This window comes from Sphingobium subterraneum (genome assembly GCF_014199435.1).
In the GTDB taxonomy this organism is placed as follows: Bacteria; Pseudomonadota; Alphaproteobacteria; order Sphingomonadales; family Sphingomonadaceae; genus Sphingobium; species Sphingobium subterraneum.
In genome coordinates this window covers 75,964-94,991 of record NZ_JACIJP010000006.1, presented here as the reverse complement: position 1 = coordinate 94,991, position 19,028 = coordinate 75,964, and the positions used below count along the sequence as shown (strand labels likewise).

Sequence of the window (19,028 nt, the reverse complement as noted above, 5' to 3'; positions counted from 1 at the left end):
TGCCTACTCATCTTTCAAGGGTATAAGCGCGCGGAATGGCAAGAATCGAGCCATAGCCAGCATGGAGAATCTGATGTCCGCTTCCGTCCCCGAGACGAACAAGGCAATATCATCCCTGGTCATGGAGCATGGCGAACTGGAAGTTTCGCTTGTTTCTGCGCAGATGCCAGTCCTGCGCGACCATGAAGTGCTCATCAAGGTTCAGGCCGCGCCGATCAACCCGTCGGACCTGTTTCTGCTTTTGCCGGGCGCAGATATGGAGCAGGTGGTCTATTCGGAGCGGGGCGGCTTGCCCGTGCTGACAGCGCCCATCGCAAACAATGCCCTCAAGTCGCTGTCCGGGCGGTTCGGCCAGCCGATGTCGGTGGGCAACGAAGGCAGTGGTGTTGTTGTCAAGGCGGGTGCCTCACCGGAAGCTCAGGCGCTTCTCGGCAAAGCGGTAGCGGTGGTTGCAGGGGGCATGTATGCGGAATATCGTCGTGTGCCCGCGTCGATTTGCATGATCCTGCCCGGAGGGACTGATCCGCGCGATGCCGCGTCCTGTTTCGTCAATCCGTTGACAGCACTGGGCTTTGTCGAAACCGCGAAGCACGAGAAGCATTCTGCCATCATCCATACCGCGGCTGCGTCCAATCTGGGCCAGATGCTCAACCGCATTTGCATTGATGACGGCATTCCACTGGTCAATATCGTACGAAGTGAGGAGCAGGTGGCGATTCTCAAGGGGCAGGGTGCAGCCATTGTTCTGAATTCCACGGTGCCATCGTTCATGGATGACCTGATCGAAGCGATCCAGCGGACAGGGGCGTCGATCGCCTTTGATGCTATCGGCGGTGGCAAGATGGCGTCGTACATACTGGCGGCGATGGAAAGCGTCGCGGTCAGCCGGATGACCGAATATAATCGTTATGGCTCTAACGAGTTCAAGCAAGTCTATATCTACGGTGCTCTTGATCTGGCACCCATTGTGTTGAACCGCACCTTCGGGTTTCGCTGGTCGGTTTCCGGCTGGCTGCTCACCCAGGTCCTGCCGACATTTGGCCCGGAAACCGAAAAGCGCATGCGCAATCGGATCCTGGCCGAGCTTACGACCACGTTCGCCAGCACCTACAGCCATGAGATTTCGCTGGCTCAGGTGCTCGATCCACAGGCGATTGCGCACTACAATGCCCGCAAGACTGGCGATAAATATCTGATCGTCCCTTAATTCAGATCCATGATTTCGGCTGGGGGCTCAACATTCGATCATGCCACTCCGGTCTCTTGGAACCGGAACGGCATCGTACAGGCCGTCCCCTGCGCCTGACCCGAAGGCTCCAGGCAAGATCAGTTGCCTATTGATTTGCCGCTTGCTGCGCAATCCGCCAGGATCGGGGACAACCGGAAATCCTTGCCCAGGCGGTTCCGATAGGCGGTCAGGCCGTCGACGATAGTCTTGAGGCCGATCGCATCCGCCCAGTGCATGGGACCGCCCGTCGAACGGGGCCAGCCATAGCCGTAGAGCCAGACCAAATCGATATCCGAAGCGCGTTGGGCGATGCCTTCCTCTAGGATGAGCGCGCCTTCATTGATCACCGTATAGAGCGTGCGAACGGTGATCTCCTCCTCGCTGATCGCGCGGGGGGCACGGCCCTGCCTGTTGCGGAAGTCTTCGATGATCTGTTGTGTGACCGGCGAGGGGTGGGGTTTGCGTTCTTCGTCATAGTCGTAAAAGCCCGCCTTTGCCTTCTGGCCCCAGCGCTCCCGCGCGCAGAGCGCATCGCGGATGCTTTCGACACGGGCCGGGTCGCGGTGCCAGCCGATGTCCACGCCCGCCAGATCGGCCATCTGGAACGGGCCCATGGGCATACCGAAATCGGTGTGCACCTGGTCGACCTGCGCCGGTGTTGCACCTTCGAGGAGCAGTGTTGTGGCTTCCCCCTGCTGCGGAAGGAGCATGCGGTTACCGATAAAGCCGTAGCAAACGCCCGCCACGACCGGCACCTTGCCGATCTTGCGGCCGATCAACATGGCTGTGACGAGCACATCCGCTGCGGTCTTGGCTCCGCGCACGACTTCGAGCAGCTTCACAACGTTGGCGGGTGAGAAAAAGTGCATGCCCACGACATCTTGCGGACGCGCCGTGACCGAGGCGATCTCATCGAGATCGAGATAAGATGTGTTGGACGCCAGTATCGCGCCGGGCTTGGCCACGGTGTCCAGCCGGATGAAGATATCCTTCTTGACGTCCATGTTCTCGTAGACCGCCTCAATGATGAGGTCGCAGTCAACCAGTGCCCCGAAATCGAGGGTCGGGGCGAGCAACGCCATAGCGCTTTCCACCTGCGCGTCGGTGATGCGACCCCTGATGGCGGATGCCTCGTAATTGCGGCGCATGACGCCGGTGCCGCGATCCAGAGCCTCCCGGGTCTGCTCGAACAGGGTGACGGGAATGCCCGCGGACAGAAAGTTCATCGCAATGCCCCCACCCATGGTGCCCGCACCGATCACGCCAACGCGTCCAATAGTGCGGGGTTTCGTGTCCTTCGGCAGGTCGTCGATCCTGGCCGCAGCGCGCTCGGCGAAGAAGGCATGGCGCAGTGCTTTCGAGGATTGCCGTTCATCAGCTCCATGAACAGCCCCCACTCTTTCCGCAGGCCCTCCTGCAGCGGCAGCATCGTAGATGCCCGCACTGCATCGATGCAGGCGAGCGGGGCCTCCACCATGTCGATCAGGCGGGCATTGTGGTCCATGAACGTCTCGAACACGGCGTTGTCGGCCTGGGCGGTTCGTTCACCGGTGCGACGAACCTGAGTTTGGGCACGGGCAAAGGTAATCGCCTTTTCGACCCACTGGCTTTCGTCGACCAGAGCATCCACCAGCCCTAGCTCTAGACCTTTTGTCCCCGTTACCGGTTCACCGAACACGATCATTTCCAGCGCGCCGTCCACACCGACGAGGCGCGGCAGCCGCTGGGTTCCGCCGGCGCCGGGGATGATGCCCAGTTTCACTTCGGGCAACGCGAGTTTGGCCGAAGGTGTCGCGATTCGGTAGTGACAGCCCAGCGCCAGTTCGAGACCGCCGCCGAGCGCCATGCCGTGGATCGCGGCGGTAACAGGTTTTGCGCATGCTTCGACCCGGTTGACCAGCTCGGGCAAATTCGGCTCGAGGAACGGCTTGTCGAGTTCGGTAATATCGGCCCCTCCCGAAAATAGCTTGCCGCTTCCACGGATCACGATCGCGTGGACGGCTGGATCGTTTTCGGCCGCGTCCATCGCCTCTGCCAGATGGCGCCGCAGCGCTCCGCCCAGGGCATTGACGGGTGGATGAGAGAGAATGATTTCAAAGACATCGTCGTGGAGATGGGTCGTGATCATGGCACCCTCTTGGGTAAGGTCTGAATGGATCGCGCCGGTAGGAAAGCATGAACGGGCATGCGAACGCGGGTTAGGCGCGAAGGCAAAGCAGCAGGGAGAGGGTAACTCCTCCGTCGCGTGCCCCAGCGTCGACAATCATATGGCTACCGTCCATTGCCAAGAGGGTCCGCTCAATCCCGTAAAAGAAATTACTCATAAATATATGAATTAATTGGATAATATCAGAGAGTGGCTGCTGCATCGTCCTTTAGCACTTCCCGAAAAAATTTCTATATATAAATTTATTCCATATATTGACACAAATAACCGTAATGATACGATCGTATCGATTTTGGAGTCTGGTGCAAAACCACACTCCCGAAGCGCGCTTAAGGAGAATTTGGACGCTCATTCCGGTCAGGGAAAAAGGGGACTGAAGATGAAAATATATCCGAAATACCGCAACGCCGTTTTGCGCAACTGTACAGTCCATACATTGGTGGTTGCCGCCGCTGTCATGGGTCAACCCGTTTATGGGCAGGAAGCGGTGCAGTCGGCAGAAGAGCCGACAAATGCCGGAGAGATCATCGTCACCGCGCAGCGCCGCAATGAAAATCTTCAGGATGTTCCCATTTCGATCAGCGCATTGAGCGACCAGACGCTGAAAAACAGTCGCCCGTTTGACAGTGTCGACCTGTCCCGGAGTGTGCCGAACCTTAATGTTCGAAACGTGGGCATCCCCGTCGCCCATGTCTTTATCCGGGGTGTCGGCAATTCGGACTTCAATCAGAATACCGCCACTTCGGTAGGGACCTATGTGGACGAAGTGTTCATCGCATCGCCCATTCAGCAGGGCTTGCCGGTTTATGATCTGGAACGCGTCGAAGTGCTCAAGGGGCCGCAGGGAACGCTTTATGGCGCAAATACGTCCGGTGGCGCGCTCAACTATGTCTCGAAAAAGCCATCGGTGACGGGTGATATCAACGGCTATTTTTCCGCGAGCTACGGGCGGTTTAACGAACGGCTGATCGAGGGCGCTGTTGGCATGCCGCTGGCGGAGGACAAGGCCGGTGTCCGAGTGGCCTTCATTTCTAATGTGCGGGACGGGACCTCATTCAATACGTTCAACGCGATGCCGATCAACAACCGGAACGAGTTTGGTGCTCGGGGCCAGTTGTTGCTGAAGCCTACGGAAACGCTATCGATCCTCGCCAGCGTATCGACCCGCCAGCGGGACGCCGATTTCGGGACGGGGACCGGGCGGACGATTTTCGACACCCAGAACCGGTTCAGCCACGCGCCGGGATCGGGCTGTACGCCGCTGGATGCCAGCAATCCGGGTGGTACGGCCGATTGCAGCGCCTTGTATGAGCGTCCCGGCGCACCCTTCCAGATCGATGGGCTTACGACCGTGGGGGGTGGCGCTGATACTGATCCCGATCCGTTCCGCAATCCCGCAGACTATCCCAACCTCAAGGATCGGATCAATGATTGGGTCGGCTCATTCCGGGTCGATTATGATCTGGGCTGGATGACGCTGACCGGTATCAGCTCCTATATTTACGAGAAGTATTTCTGCAACGAAGATGCGGACTTCACCGGCGACAATGTCGTCTCGCTGACCCGCCACCACACCGATAAGTCCTTTACCCAGGAAGTGCGCCTGTCGACCAACGGTAATGGCCCCCTCAAGGCGGTGCTCGGCGCCTATTATCTCCGCCGCAATCTCAATGCGAACAACTACTTCAACCTGTTGGGCGATCAGGGCTTCACCATTCGCCAGCATTACATCGACAAGACCAAGGACTTCGCCATTTTCGGACAAGTCGGTTATGACGTGACGGAGCAGCTGACCGTTACGGCGGGTGGGCGTTACACCATCTCGAAGAAAGATTTCTTCCAGACGAACAATTTTACAGCTGGCACATCCGTATTGAACCCCGGGCCCGACATCGGCACCGTCATTCCGCCCACCTATCTCGACAGCAAGGACAAGGTTTGGTCCGGGCGTCTGGCGGTGGACTATAAGTTCAACCGGGATGCCATGGTCTATGCCAGCATCGCGCGCGGTTTCCGGGGCGGTGGGGTTACCGGTGGCGAACTGTTCAACGTACAGGCGCTGGTCCCGTATAAGCCCGAATTCATCACCGCTTATGAAGTGGGTACGAAGACAAGCTGGCTCGACCGAAAACTGACGGTCAATCTCGGTGCATTCTATTACGACTATAAGGATCTTCAGGTCTTCGTGTTCCGTCCTGCGGATTTCAACGGGGTGCCGGGCTCTGTGCAGCAGACGACCAACGCTGCCAAGGCGGAAGTCTATGGCGTCGAGCTGGAAGTGAATGCGCGCATCGGGGAGCGCCTGACGCTGAACGTCGGCGCCGGCTATACCCACGCGCGGTACAAGGACTATATCGATACGATCGCCGGGGATGATTTCAGCGGCAACAGGCTGGTTAACGCGCCCACATGGGATATCAGCACCGGCTTTGTCTACAAGGCGCCGGTCAGTGAAACAACTGACGTCGAGCTGAGGGGCGATATCTCGTACCTGTCTGCGCATTATACGGATCAGAGCAATCTGCGCGCCTTCCGCATTCCGTCTGACACGCGGGTCGATCTGGCGGCTGCGGTCCTCACCAAGATTGCAAACACCAAGGTACGATTTGAAATCTGGGGCCGAAACGTGTTCAATCATGTCCAGCCAGTCGACATCGTGCCGTTGCGTGCATTCGGCTATGATCTGGTGTGGTTCAACGATCCGGTCACCTATGGCGCCAAGGTCGCCGTGGAATTCTGACATCGATAGCACCGGCTCGACCGGCCGGTGCCCCATTTTCCCTTATTGCGGAGACCTCCATGACGCTTCCCCCACCCACGCTCGATGACATGAGGGAACATGCGGCGGTGCTCCGCCTCCATCTTAGCGATGCGGATCTGGAAATATACCGGGTCCTGATGGATGGCAGCCTCGACGTGTATCGGGCGCTCGACGAGATCGAGGACGAAATCCTCGCGCCTTCCTATCCCCGTGGTACGTGGTATCGTCCGGCGCCGGAGGACAATATCTACAACGGCTGGGCCACGAAGGCCGAGGTCAAGGGCGCGCCCAGCGGACCGCTTTCGGGCCGGACCATCGTGCTCAAGGATAACATCGCGCTGGCCGGGGTTCCTCTGCTCAACGGCACCAAAGTCCTTGAAGGCTATATCCCCCGGAGTGATGCGACGGTGGTTACCCGTATTCTCGACGCGGGGGGCACGATCGTCGGCAAGGCTCATTGCGAATTTATCAGCGGATCGGGCGGAAGCCATACCTGCGCCTGGGGGCCTGTCCGCAACCCGCACAACCCCGCGCATATGGCGGGGGGGTCCTCCTCCGGCTGCGCGGTCCTGGTCGCGGCGGGCGATGTCGATATGGCGATCGGCGGCGATCAGGGCGGCTCCATTCGCATCCCTGCGAGCTTTTCGGGAATTGTGGGACTCAAACCTACGCACGGTCTGGTTCCCTATACCGGGATTGCCCCAGTCGATCCTACTCTCGACCATGCCGGGCCGATGACGGCGACCGTCACGGACAACGCCTTGCTGCTTAGCGTGATTGCGGGCGCGGATGGCCTAGATCCGCGCCAATATGCGCCCGAGGTGAGGGATTATCTGGCAAACATCGATGCCGGTGTTGCGGGGCTGCGTGTGGGAATCGTGGGCGAAGGCTTCGGGCAGTCGACATCTGAGGCGGATGTCGATGTCTGCGTGCGCGCCGCCGCGGACGAGATGCGCGCGCTCGGTGCCGTTGTTGAAGAGGTGTCCATCCCGATGCATACCAACAACGCGATCGTGTGGATGCCGATCACCGCTGAGGGAGCGCTGCGTACCGTCTTTGAAGCCCATGGCTTCGGATCAATGCCGCGCGGCTTCTACGCCGTGGACTTTCTGGAGCAGACCGCCCGGTGGGACGATCTGGTGACCGAGATGCCTGCCAATGTGAAGGCGGTGCTGCTGATGGCCGAGCATGTCAATGCGCGGTACAAGGGGCGCTATTACGCCAAGGCGCAGAACCTCCAGCGCAAGGCAAGAGCGGCCTACAACGCGGCGCTGGAGCAGTATGACATCCTTGTCATGCCAACGATCCCCAACAAGGCACCGACGTTGCCGCCCGAGGACGCTTCCATCGAGCTGGTCCTGGATCGCGCGTTTGGCACCCATCCCAACACAGCCATTTTCGATGCCACCGGCCATCCAGCGCTCAGCATGCCGGTCGGCTTCGGCGATGGCTTGCCGATCGGGTTGATGATGATCGGCAAGCATTATGACGAGCCGACCCTCTACCGCGCGGCGCGAGCACTCGAAAAGCACCTGAACCTCGATCTGCAACCGAACACCAACCGCCGCTGAGTGGCCTGATAACAGGACCGGGAGAATGTTGATGAATTTCGCTCAGGCTGTCTCTCTGGTGGCATCCATCCTGTGTACGATCGCGCCGGGGCTTCAGGTGCTCCACATCTTGCGAACCCGCTCGGTTGCGGGGCTGTCGGTTCTCACCTGTGTAGCGCTCGTCATGGGCAATTGCCTCGCTATCCTGATCGGCGTGCAATATTCTCTTGGGCTGACCCTGGCGATCATGATCCTGTCGCTTATCATCCAGTCCGTGATGCTCCATCTCGTCTCCCCTCGAGCCGCGCTGGCAACCGGGGCTGCGGTCATCGCCGCAATTGCCGGGACGACTCTTCTTGCGCCGGGGCTCGCGGCCGACATATTGACGACACGCTATCACGAACAGGTCGCCTTCCTGTGGGGTATCATCGCAGCAACGACATTTATCCCGCAGGTGCTGGTGACGCGCAGAACCCGGCAGACGAAGGATCTCTCGTGGCTGACCGTGATCACTTTTGCCGTGGGCTTCACTCTCTGGACCACGTTTGCAGTGATGGTCCGCAACTGGTCGCTCATGCTCTGGTGCGGTATCCTAACGCTCTCCGTCTATGAACTGGTGCGGCTCAAGCTGGCCGAAAAGGGCGCGCGTGCGGTGATGTAGATCCTGATGCCTCGTGGCGTGTCTGGCGATCAGCTATCGGAGGGCGCATCCCGGCTAATGCGGATCGGCAGGTCGCTGAAGTGGCGGGAGGACAGCAGGGCGTCGATAACGCGCTTTTCGCTGTCGCGCACATGCTCTTGCGAAAGGGCCGCTGCCGCTTCCACATCCCCGGTGTCCAGCGCTTCGAACAGCGCCTCGTGATCGTCCATTGTCACATCGCTTCCGGAGTTTCCCTTGCCGCCAACCTTGGCAACGAAATAGGCGATGCGGTTGGACTGATCGAGAAGCTGGTTCAGGACCTTTTCCATGATGGGATTGTTGCTCGCAGCATAGATGATGTGGTGCATCTGGTTGTGCACGGCCATCATACCATGTTCGCCCGCATTGGCGCCCGTTACATAGCGCTGATTAAGGTTCCGCAGCGCCGCGACATCGACCCGCCCCATACAGGCGCGGGCAGCGACGCCTTCCAGGGAAGCGCGCATTTCAAATGTCTGCCGTATGGACACGAGGCTGATATCGGAAATATGAAATCCGAGCCGGGGGATAGGCATTATCAGCCCATCGTGAGCGAGTAGCGCCAGCGCGCGGCGCACCGGGCTACGACTAAGCCCGTAAGTGTCGCACATCTGCGCCTCGGTAATGTCCTGTCCCGGCAATATCCGACACCGAATGATCTCGCCGTACAGAAGTCGATACGCCTGCTCACCGAGATCTGATCTCTCTTCTTCCGGATGGGCGACTCTGACTTTGTGCATTTCGCTCCCTTAACGTTGGGGTGAAACCGAACCGCCGAAAGGACAGGTTCGTTGGCTTCGTTCGGGGCCAGAATAGAAGGTTGCCCGGTCCGCGTCAAAGCCGTTCCCCTGCGTTCATCGGCACCGCACTTATCCTGCTTCTGTTGTGAAATGTCAAAAATGGTCATTGACATCCAAACAATGCAGAATAAAAATGTCATAAGGCGAACAAAAGGGGTTGTGAACATGCATTGGCGAAATAGGCTCCTGATTTCCGTTATGACGTCGGCTGTTGCGATTGTTTCACCATCGTACGCCCAGTCCGTACCGACCGATAATGCCAATGCAGCGGAAGAGCGACCTGACGAGATCGTCGTGACCGCGCAGCGACGGGAGACGGTTCTTAGCAGAACGGCGGTTTCGGCCACGGCTTTCAGCGGCGAGCAATTGCAGAATGCGGGCATCGGCACGCTAGACGATCTGGCGACGCAGACTCCCAACTTCAGCTATGTCGATACAGGGCTGATCCCGCGCTACCGCATTCGTGGCGATGGGCTGCAGGTGTTTAACGACACATCCGATTCGCCAGTCGGCTTTGCGGTGGACGATATATTCTATGGTGCAGGCGCGTTGCAGCGGGTTCCGCTCTATGATGTCCAGCGCGTGGAGGTTCTTCGCGGTCCGCAAGGCACGCTCTTTGGGCGTAACACGACCGCGGGACTGGTGCAGGTCACAACCAACAAGCCCGGCGCCGAATTCGGCGGCTATGTGCAGGGGCAGCTCGGTTCCTTCTGGCAACGCCAGATCGAGGGCGCAGCCAACATTCCTCTCGCCGAAGGCATCCGCGGCCGCGTATCCTTTTATTATGATGAGGATGATGGTTTCCAGCGCAACGTCGCCATTCCCGATGGCAAGCGCTGGTCTGCGCGGGATGTGCTGTCCGGACGCGCCCAACTGGGCTTTGACCTTGGCGCAGATGCCACGATGGTGCTCAAGGCCGGTTTTACCCGAGACCGCAGCGTGGCGCCGTCCTCCGGCAGTCAGGGTGCGCTCGATCCTGTTACGGGCGATCCGTGCAGCACCGGCCGCATTCTAGCCAATGAATGCGTGAACGGCACCGGCTTCAATTTCGGCAAGCCCAGTCCGAAAAAGATCTTCAGCGAATATGACGGGATGCCGAACCATCTCGATTTCGCGGAATATAGTGCCCGGCTGAACTGGAAGCTTTCGCCGTCGATCGAGCTGGTCGCGATCACCGGCTATCTCGATTATGATCGCATTTTCTCGGAAGACGCGGACGGAAGCGCCGTGGGCGGCTTCCTCGGCAATGCTGCGGCAATTTATACGCTCGATGCGCGGCAGTTCAGCCAGGAAGTGCAACTTCGCGGCGGCAACGAGGGCGCTCTAAACTGGGTGCTCGGCGGTTTCTATTACAATGACCGCCGGACAGCGACCAGCACGGTGCCCGAATTCTTCGGCACCGCGATCGACACAACCGGTCGCGTGCGCACGGAAGCCGGGGCGCTGTTCGGCAATGTCGATCTCCCGCTGGGCGAAACGGTCGGTGTCGAGTTGGGTGGGCGCTATACTAAGGAAACCAAGAAACTCGACCTCGTCTTTGCAACCGCGCCCAGCGCTGATTACAAAGTGTCGGTTGATGAGTTCACATGGCGGGCGGGCGTCAACTGGCGGCCGGATGATGCCCTGTTTCTCTATGCCAATGCTGCCACCGGGTATAAATCCCCCGATTTTAACACGACGCTGCTGTTCGGCGATGCCTCGGCAGCGGCACCCACCGATCCGGAAACAAGCTTCTCGCTCGAAGCAGGCGCGAAATTGCGCCTGAATGGGGGGCGGTTGCTCTTTTCCGTCGCCGGTTTCCGCAACAAGGTCGAGAACAAACAATCGACCGTTGCACAGCTCGTCAATGGCCTTCCGGTGTCGCGCCTTTTCAACTTCGGGGATGTGAAACTGTATGGAGCGGAGTTTGAGCTGACAGGTAAGGTGACGGACCGGCTGACGACGCAGCTTGGTTTGTCACTGCTCGATTCCAAGATTAGCGCACCGGCAACGACGACCTTCCGATCCGGCCCGGCGGCCATCGAAACACCGGTGGACGGCAAGCAATTGACGGCGACCCCGCACTACAAGATCAACGGGTTGCTGCGCTACGATTTCGCGCCGTCATCTGTCGGTAGTTTCGCTGTGCAAACGGATTTCACCTATACGGGCCATCAATATTTCCAGCTCGACAACAATGATCGCGATGCGCAGGACGCCTATGGGATAGTGAACTTCCGGCTGTTCTGGCGTAATCCAAGTGATCGCTTCAGCGTGCAGGCGTTCGTTGAGAATGCGACGAACACCGCCTATGCCTCTTATGTCGTTACACCCGGCGGCTTCGATACGCGCTATATCTGGTGGGGCAAACCACGGACATGGGGCGTACGCGTCGGCATGGATTTTTAAAGGCGCGCGGCCGGCTGTCCTTCTGTGGGCGGCTGGGTGTGCGGTCGCACGGGCTGGATTGTCGGAGAATATGAAATGAACGACACGACAATCGGCACAAGGCGGCTGCATATCAGCGTTTCGCCCATGGTCAAAAAGGCGCTGGCAGGCTTCAAGATCAGCCGTGCCGTTCGCGCGGGCGACTGGCTGTTGACCAATGGCCAGATGGACATGGGTGATGGAGGGAAAGTGCTCAACCCCGATGACCTTATGGCGCAGACGGTCACCTGCATGCGCAGCGTTTACGAGGTCTTCGCGAAGGCCGATTGCAGCCTCGCGGAGCTGGCACAACTTCAGATTTTCTATCTCGCGGGTTCGGTGGACGATGAGGCGGCCTATCGGCAACGGATTCTCGACGAATTTCCCGAGTGTAGTGATGTGCTGATGATCATGACCCCGGTGCCCAGTTTCGCGACCGTCGGCAGCGAAGTCGAGATTGATGCGATCGGCGTAAAGGGCACGCGCGCCGTCGCAAATGATGCTGCGGGCGTGGTAAAAGCTGTTCGACGCGGTGATTGGGTCTTCGCGAGCGACCGGGTGACGGCCGGCGTGGGCGGGCTTGTCGCGGGTCTGCAATCCACTTTGTCAGAACTGGGTTGTGGCCTGCCGGACATATGCCGCCTGTATGTGTATTACCCGGAAGACCTAAGCCGGGAAGAGTGCGTCAGGACAGAGCGAGAGCTGGCCCACGTCTTCGCCGATGCGCCACCGGCCTTCCATGCGACGCTGTTGCCGGCGGACGCAATGCGGACCTCCTCGGTCGAGCTTGAGGTCATCGCCCACCGTAACGGCGAGCAGCAGAAGCGCGGATATGGCCGGATCGAACCGGGCACGATCGGCCTTGACTGGCCTTTCGCACGGGCATTGTGTTGCGCAGAAGTGATTTTCGCGAGTGGCCAGTTTCCACTCGACGAGGCCGGAGCGATCGCGCATCGAGGCAAGATTGCTGATCAGGCCCGCACCGTGATGGCCCGGCTGGAAGATGCGCTCCATGAGGCCGGGGCGAGCATGGCGGACCTGGCAAAGATCAAAACCTACTATGTGGGCGCGTGGGATAAGGACAACTGGTTCGACAATCTGCGTGCGCGCATGGAGCGGCTGAGCGATCCCGGCCCTGCGTCCTCGGGAATAGAAGGGTTGCCGCCCGTACGGGAAGGGGCGTTGCTTTCCGTCGATGGAATAGCGGTGCTCGATGGCACGACGGGTGCATAAGGAGCGCCGTATGCCATGGCGCGGCACCGCCGTATGATCCCGGTCGTTCAGGGGCTGATCCGCAGGCACGGCGTTTTGCTGGCACTCACGCTCATCATCATTATCCATGCGGTGGATCGGTTGGCGATTGTCATCCTGTTGGAAGACATAAAACATGACTTGGCGCTGAGCGATGCGCAGCTCGGAGTGTTGTCCGGCTTTGCGTTCGTCGCCCTCTACGTTGTCGCGGGCATTCCCATGGCCTTTCTGTCGGATCGTTCGAACCGCAGCCGGATGATCGGCCTTGCCCTCACGGCGATGGGCGGCATGACGATGTTGTGCGGTATGGCACAGAATTTTCTGCAACTCATCGTTGCCCGCTGCGGCCTTGGCATCAGCGCGTCGCCTTGCGTCCCGGCAGCGCACTCCATCATCGCGGATCTCTACCCCCCCACCCAGCGGACGACGGCATTATCAATCACGGAATCCGGCTTTTTCGTGGGTTCGTTCATAGGCCTTTGGGTGTGTGGGTGGATCGCGACGGATTTTGGCTGGCGCACGGCTTTTTTCGCCATCGGTTCGCTGCCGCTACTGCTTGGCGTGGGGGTGCTGCTGTGGTTACGCGATCCGGTGCGCGGCGTGCGGGTCCAGAACGTCAGACTGGGCTTTCGCGCCACCATGCGCACGATCATCAGCATCCGATCCGTACGCTGGTACGTGGCGGGGAGCGGATTTGCCGTGTTCGCTTCGGCCGGGATGATGACCTGGCTGCCCACGCTCATGATCCGCTCCTATGGCATGACGCGCACAGAGGCGGGCGGGACGATCGGCGCGATCAACGGTGTTGGTGGCCTCATCCTCACCATTGTCGTTGGTATTCTGGCGGATCGTCTGGCGCAGCGTGAGGCGCGGTGGAACCTGTGGCTCCCCGCCATCCTGTTCGCGCTCAGCGCGCCCTTCGCTGCCCTTGCTTTCCTCAGTCAGTCCGTGCCCGTACTGCTTGGCTGTTTCGCTATTGCGGCGTGCCTGATTACCGCCTGCGGCGCTCCAGTGATAAGCTATTCGCAGCAGATTACACCCTCCAATGTCCATGCGATGGTGACGGCATCCATTTTTTTGGTCTTCAATATTCTGGGCTTTGGCCTTGCCCCTCTGGCCGTTGGCGCGCTCAGCGATTATCTCACGGAACATCAAGGCGCGGAGAACGGCTTGCAGCTGGCGCTGCTCTATCTGACGGCGCCTTCGCTGGTCATTTCTGCCGTGCTGGTGTTCATGGGCTCGCGCATGAACACGCGGCCCACCGCGATACTCGTTTAAAGGAAAATTATGAAAGCTCTGCTGTCCGTTCGACCCGGTGGCCCGGATACGCTCCAGCTGTCCGACATTGAAATGCCCCGGCCCGCTCCCGGTGAGCTGTGCGTACGGGTGCTGGCGTGTGGTATCAATTACCCTGACGTCCTGATCATCGAGGACAAATATCAATTCAAACCCCCGCGCCCCTTTGCCCCTGGCAGCGAGATCACCGGCGAAGTCGAGGAAGTTGGCGAAGGGGCAGGCGATTGGCGCCCTGGCGACCGGCTGATTGCGCTGCTCCGTGATGGTGGCGGCCTGGCAGAGCAGGCCGTGGTGAAGGCCAATACGGCCATCCGGTTGCCGGAAGGGTTCGATCCCGTGGAGGGTGCCGCACTGATGTTGACCTATGCCACGACGATCCACGCGCTGGTCGACCGCGGACGTCTCCAACCCGGCCAGACATTGCTCGTGCTGGGAGCGGCGGGCGGCGTGGGCCTTGCTGCCGTCGAGATCGGCAAAGCGATGGGGGCAAAGGTTATCGCGGCTGTATCGGACAATGCGAAGGCTGCGGCGGCAGGTGATGCTGGGGCCGATCATGTCATGATCTATTCGCGCGGTCCCTTCGACAAGGATGGGCAGCGCGCGCTGGCCGCCTCGTTCAAAGAGGCGGTGGGGCCAGAGGGCGCGCATGTCATCTACGATCCGGTGGGCGGCGATTACAGCGAAGCGGCGCTGCGCGCCATCGCATGGGAAGGGCGGCATCTGGTCGTCGGCTTTCCCGCCGGCATTCCCCGCTTGCCGCTCAATATTCCGCTGCTCAAGTCCTGCGATGTCTGCGGCGTATTCTGGGGCGCATTTATGGAGCGCGACCCGGAAGGGCATCTTCGCCATGTTGCGCAGCTGCTCGACTGGTGGGCGCAGGGCCGGATCCGGCCGCGTGTTGATACCGTCTATGCCTTGGCCGAAGGAGGGCAGGCGATTGCGCAGCTGGCGGCGCGCTCGGCGATCGGCAAGCTGGTTGTCTGTCCCTGAGCGGCTATTCGATCCCGCTCATGTCGAGCTCGGTCCATTGTCGCGCGAGATAGGCGACGCTATCGCCGCAATGGACGACAGGGTCCTGCCGAATGGCGATCACGAGCACATCCATCGGCATGGTCACGGTAGACAGGGTCTCGCCGGTGAAATCGATGATCGTACCAATGGGATCGCCCGCCTTCACGAACGCTCCGGGTTGGAGCGGCGATTGCCACATGCCTCCCACATCCGTGTTGCAGTGGCCGCGCGCTGTCACAAGATGAGATGATGTCGCCCAGGCCGCGCGCTTTGTGGCAGGCAACATGCCCAGTTCCGCGCATACCCCGCGATAGCAGGCAACGCCGCGTTGTACCTCGTCTGTCGTCGATCTCTGCGCGACGCCGAATTCGACCATGAACGCGGGAATGCCATGGGCCATTGCCTGATAATCGAGCGCTCCGGCATGGTTTCCCGGATGCTCGCCCGCACCGGGATCGACGCGCATGAGGCAGACCGCGAATGGTTCGAACGCGCGCAGGAAGGGATAGAGCTGGCGCGCTTCCACCGTGCAGTTCGGCGGCAGCTTGTAAACGCCATAGACCTTGCTTGCGAAATCGGTTCCCTGCGCGTGCATACTGAGCAGCAGGGCTGGTCGGACGGCGAGGATTTCATTGAACAGCCTGTGTGCCATGCGCTCGGTAATGAAGCCCTCCGCGCGGCCGGGGAACGATGTATCCATATTCTGCCCGAAATCCTGCTGCGTTGCCCAGGTCCGGCTTTCGAGCGCAAGGGGGTTTCCGCTGGCGGTGAACACTATGGTGCCCGCCAGCCCGGTGGGGTCCAGCCCGCGGCAGAATTCGATGCCGGCCACAATCGCGCAGACTTCCGTGCCGTGGACCTGCCCGTTGATCCACAAGGTTGGCCCGGGTTCGCTGCCGTGCACAACAATATAGCTGATGGCAATTTCGGCTCCGGTCGCTCTGGTGCCGATCAGGATGCGGCCCCGCTGGGTCGTGCCGCGGGGCGCCTTGGCGATTAACCCGGCGATCGTTCCGGTCTTGGTGTCGATGGAGTCGTGCATCGTTCTATCTACCTATATGCAACCGATATGGCTTGCGGCGGCGGGAATGTTTCAAGCCTGATCGGCCAACTGCGGTTCGCTAAAATATCATATGTTCATATTTAAAATGTCAATATCTCGCAACCCTGCGTGCGGCGGGATACGGATAAATGGCGATTAACGGCCTTCCGATGCAACGCTAGGCAAGATTGGCGAACGTTTCGGTGTGCCGCACAGATGCAAGATGGAACGTGGATTACCGGTAATTTCCACTTGAACTCTATATGAAATGTCAATAACCATATAAAAAAATGTCAGATGAGACATGGCGAATGAGGACGTTCACAGTGCTTAGCGGATGCAAGAATGTTGAGGTAAGGCAGGCGGATTTTGTGAGTCCCAGCGCGGATATGGTCGGGTTTCGTCTCAAGGCTGTATCATGATCCTCGAGAGCCCCCTCCCGCCGCCGATCTTGCATGATGTCCGCGACGGGGTGGGCACCATCACACTCAATCGCCCGGAAAAGCGCAATGCGATGATGCCGGAGATGTTTGCCCTGTTCAACGCGGCCATGCGTGCACATCAATCCAACCCCGATGTGCGGGCGATCCAGATAATGGCCGAAGGTCCGGCGTTCTGCGCGGGTGGCGATCTGCAAATGATCGATAAGGCCAATCTGGGGGAGGTGGACGCGGACACGCTCGATCTCGATTTTTTCATCCCGGGAACGGTGACCAAGCCGATCGTGTGTGGCGCCATCGGTCCTTGCGTGGGCGAGGGGGTGGCGATGATGTTGGCAAGCGATATAGTGATCTGTGGCCGCTCGGCGCGATTTGCGCTGCCGGAAGTGGGGCTAGGCATTGCCCCTGTGGATATTCCGTTGTTGGCCGCGCGCAGGCTCGGGGCCAACCATATCCTTGAAGCCCTGCTTTCCGGCGACTGGATGGGTCCAGACTGGGCGGAAAAAGTGGGGCTCGTCAACCGGGTTGTGGATGACGGTAACGTGGCGCAGGAGGTCTCTGCGCTGGCACGGAAAATTGCCGGTTCGCCCGCACCCGTCGTCGCACTGGTCAAGTCGCTCGTCTATGAAGCGCGGGCGAGCGTTGACCCTGCCGCGCTCCGAGCCAGCGGTGCCGAGCGCCGTTCCCGCTTGCGTCGCGGTTTGCAAGGCTGACAGAATAACGACAGGGCTGCATGGGCGGCCGTAATGGTGGATGTAATGGCACGATTTCTGCACCAACCGCATCTGGAACAGTTGAGTGGCGAGACACTGCGGGATCTGCAACTGCTGAAGCTGCGAAAGCAGCTTGTCCGCGTTTACGAAAGCTCCCTCTATTATCGGGATAAATTCCGGGCGTCCGGAGTCGATCCGTTGCAGTTTCGCGGCTGGGAAGATTATGTTCGCTACCCTTTTTTCGACAAGGAGGAAGAAAGGCTCAGTCAAGAACGCTCCCGCGAGGAACTGGAGCACCCTTTCGGCATGCATGTGACTTGTGACGTTCGGGACATCAACCGCGTCAGTGCCTCCTCGGGAACGACCGGCGCGCCCACCTACATCGGCTATACGGCCAACGACCGGGCCGTTTCGCAGGATCATGTCGCGCGTATGATGGCGCGAGCGGGCCTGGTGCGCGGGGACAGGGTGCTGTTTGCGGGGGTGATGAGTATGTGGATCGTCGGCATTCCCGCGGTCGATGCGTTGCTCAATCTCGGCTTCGGCGTCATTCCGATCGGGGGCCTTGCCACGACCGAGCGCTTTGCCCAGACGGCGATAGACACGCGCCCGGATATGCTGATGTGCACGCCCTCTTATGGCCTGCACCTTATCAAATCGGTGCCGGAAAAGACGCGCTGGCGTACCGAGGACTTCGGTATCCGCAAGCTGATCGTCTTCGGCGAACCGGGTGGGGGCATTCCGGAAATCTGTGCGAAGCTATCTGCCGGTTTCGGGGGGGCGGAAATATACGATATGTCCGGGGGGACGGGCTGCAACAATCCCCTCGGCCTGTCCTGCGAAGCGCACGGCGGGATACACATGTTCGCCAGCGACAATGCGCTGATGGAAATTTTGGACGAGGATCTCATGCCCATGCCCCTGGAAAATGGGGTCGAAGGGGAAGTTGTGTTCACTGGACTGGTCAAGGAATGCCAGCCGCTGATCCGTTGGCGCGACAAGGATCTAATCCGTGTCTTCACCGATCCTTGCGCCTGCGGCAGGCCGGGCGCGCGCATCGAGTTTCGCGGGCGTATCGACGACATGCTGCTCGTCAAGGGTGTGAATGTCTTTCCCAATGCCGTGCGGGATGTCGTGGCGGCCAGCTCCGACCTTGTGAGCGGGGATATCCAGATTCTGCGCTATTCGTCTTCGGCGGTGGTTGAAGCTCCTGTCGATGTGGAAATAGGCCTGAAACCGGGCGTCGGCGCGGAGCAGCATGCCGAACTCACCATCCTTCTGGAAGCTGCCATCCAGAACCGCCTGCGCTTCCGCTCCCGCGTGCGCCTCGTCAATGCGGAAGATTTCGCCATGGAGTATGGCGCAACGGGCAAGGCGAAGCTGGTGCGTACGGTCACCGAATAGCGGTCTCGAAAGTGCACCGAGCATACTGGAAAGCTGCCCGCGGCGTGTTCAGAAAGACGTCGCTCTCCTACGCTCCCTCGTTACCCATCGAGTGACGATGATTGAGAAGCATTTAGCTTTCTTCTGATTGGTTCAAAATCTATGCTATTCTGAACCATTCTGACGACATCCGCCCATCCTATGGTCCCGGTTTACATCCATCGTGTAACGGCTTCGCGCCTCGGCGGCTCTTTCAGTGTCTCGATGTCGGTCAAGGGTTTTCTCCATGACGGGCGGCCAA

The 19,028-nt window shown here is 59.7% G+C and carries 12 protein-coding genes and 1 pseudogene; 10 read left to right on the top strand and 3 right to left on the bottom strand.

Annotation, left to right across the window (positions count from 1 at the left end; genetic code table 11):
• Window positions 1-73 precede the first annotated feature (73 nt).
• Entirely contained in the window at window positions 74-1,207 is a 1,134-nt protein-coding gene (locus FHS92_RS15175) for a zinc-binding dehydrogenase (protein ID WP_184081594.1), read from the top strand.
• A gap of 119 nt (window positions 1,208-1,326) precedes the next feature.
• On the opposite strand, the pseudogene FHS92_RS15170 reads toward FHS92_RS15175, so the two are convergent.
• Window positions 1,327-3,356, bottom strand: a pseudogene (locus FHS92_RS15170) (3-hydroxyacyl-CoA dehydrogenase NAD-binding domain-containing protein).
• Window positions 3,357-3,774: 418 nt separating this feature from the next.
• On the opposite strand from FHS92_RS15170, the gene FHS92_RS15165 reads away from it, so the two are divergent.
• From FHS92_RS15165 to FHS92_RS15155, 3 genes are read left to right on the top strand one after another with little or no spacing between them, the layout of a single operon-like run.
• The gene (locus tag FHS92_RS15165; RefSeq protein WP_184081593.1) at window positions 3,775-6,135 is read left to right on the top strand and encodes a TonB-dependent receptor; all 2,361 of its coding nucleotides are present in this window, start codon (window positions 3,775-3,777) and stop codon (window positions 6,133-6,135) included.
• A gap of 59 nt (window positions 6,136-6,194) precedes the next feature.
• A complete protein-coding gene (locus FHS92_RS15160) occupies window positions 6,195-7,727 on the top strand; it encodes an amidase (RefSeq protein WP_184081592.1) in 1,533 nt (510 codons plus the stop codon).
• Between the two features lie 31 nt (window positions 7,728-7,758).
• On the top strand, window positions 7,759-8,367 hold the full coding sequence (locus FHS92_RS15155) for a PQ-loop repeat-containing protein (protein WP_184081591.1): 609 nt from the start codon (window positions 7,759-7,761) through the stop codon (window positions 8,365-8,367).
• A gap of 29 nt (window positions 8,368-8,396) precedes the next feature.
• On the opposite strand, the gene FHS92_RS15150 is transcribed toward FHS92_RS15155, so the two are convergent.
• On the bottom strand, window positions 8,397-9,125 hold the full coding sequence (locus FHS92_RS15150; RefSeq protein ID WP_184081590.1) for a GntR family transcriptional regulator: 729 nt from the start codon (window positions 9,123-9,125) through the stop codon (window positions 8,397-8,399).
• A gap of 258 nt (window positions 9,126-9,383) precedes the next feature.
• On the opposite strand from FHS92_RS15150, the gene FHS92_RS15145 reads away from it, so the two are divergent.
• The 4 genes from FHS92_RS15145 to FHS92_RS15130 all read left to right on the top strand — a co-directional run bounded on the left by FHS92_RS15145 (window position 9,384) and on the right by FHS92_RS15130 (window position 15,128).
• Window positions 9,384-11,573 carry a TonB-dependent receptor gene (locus FHS92_RS15145; protein ID WP_184081589.1) on the top strand — a complete coding sequence of 730 codons (2,190 nt, stop codon included), beginning with the start codon at window positions 9,384-9,386 and terminating at the stop codon, window positions 11,571-11,573.
• 75 nt (window positions 11,574-11,648) lie between these two features.
• Window positions 11,649-12,824, top strand: coding sequence for a RidA family protein (locus FHS92_RS15140; RefSeq protein ID WP_184081588.1), 1,176 nt, complete (start codon window positions 11,649-11,651; stop codon window positions 12,822-12,824).
• A gap of 15 nt (window positions 12,825-12,839) precedes the next feature.
• Window positions 12,840-14,120 (top strand): spinster family MFS transporter, encoded by a 1,281-nt coding sequence (locus FHS92_RS15135; protein WP_184081587.1) that lies wholly within the window; start codon window positions 12,840-12,842, stop codon window positions 14,118-14,120.
• Window positions 14,121-14,129: 9 nt separating this feature from the next.
• Window positions 14,130-15,128 carry an NADPH:quinone oxidoreductase family protein gene (locus FHS92_RS15130; protein WP_184081586.1) on the top strand — a complete coding sequence of 333 codons (999 nt, stop codon included), beginning with the start codon at window positions 14,130-14,132 and terminating at the stop codon, window positions 15,126-15,128.
• 4 nt (window positions 15,129-15,132) lie between these two features.
• Here FHS92_RS15130 and FHS92_RS15125 read toward each other — a convergent pair whose 3' ends face one another.
• Window positions 15,133-16,191, bottom strand: coding sequence for a M14 family metallopeptidase (locus FHS92_RS15125; protein WP_184081585.1), 1,059 nt, complete (start codon window positions 16,189-16,191; stop codon window positions 15,133-15,135).
• A 418-nt stretch (window positions 16,192-16,609) separates the two neighbouring features.
• Here FHS92_RS15125 and FHS92_RS15120 point away from each other — a divergent pair, with 418 nt between their 5' ends.
• Entirely contained in the window at window positions 16,610-17,344 is a 735-nt protein-coding gene (locus FHS92_RS15120; protein WP_184081584.1) for an enoyl-CoA hydratase/isomerase family protein, read from the top strand.
• Window positions 17,345-17,389: 45 nt separating this feature from the next.
• On the top strand, window positions 17,390-18,748 hold the full coding sequence (locus FHS92_RS15115; RefSeq protein ID WP_184081583.1) for a phenylacetate--CoA ligase family protein: 1,359 nt from the start codon (window positions 17,390-17,392) through the stop codon (window positions 18,746-18,748).
• Window positions 18,749-19,028 lie beyond the last annotated feature (280 nt).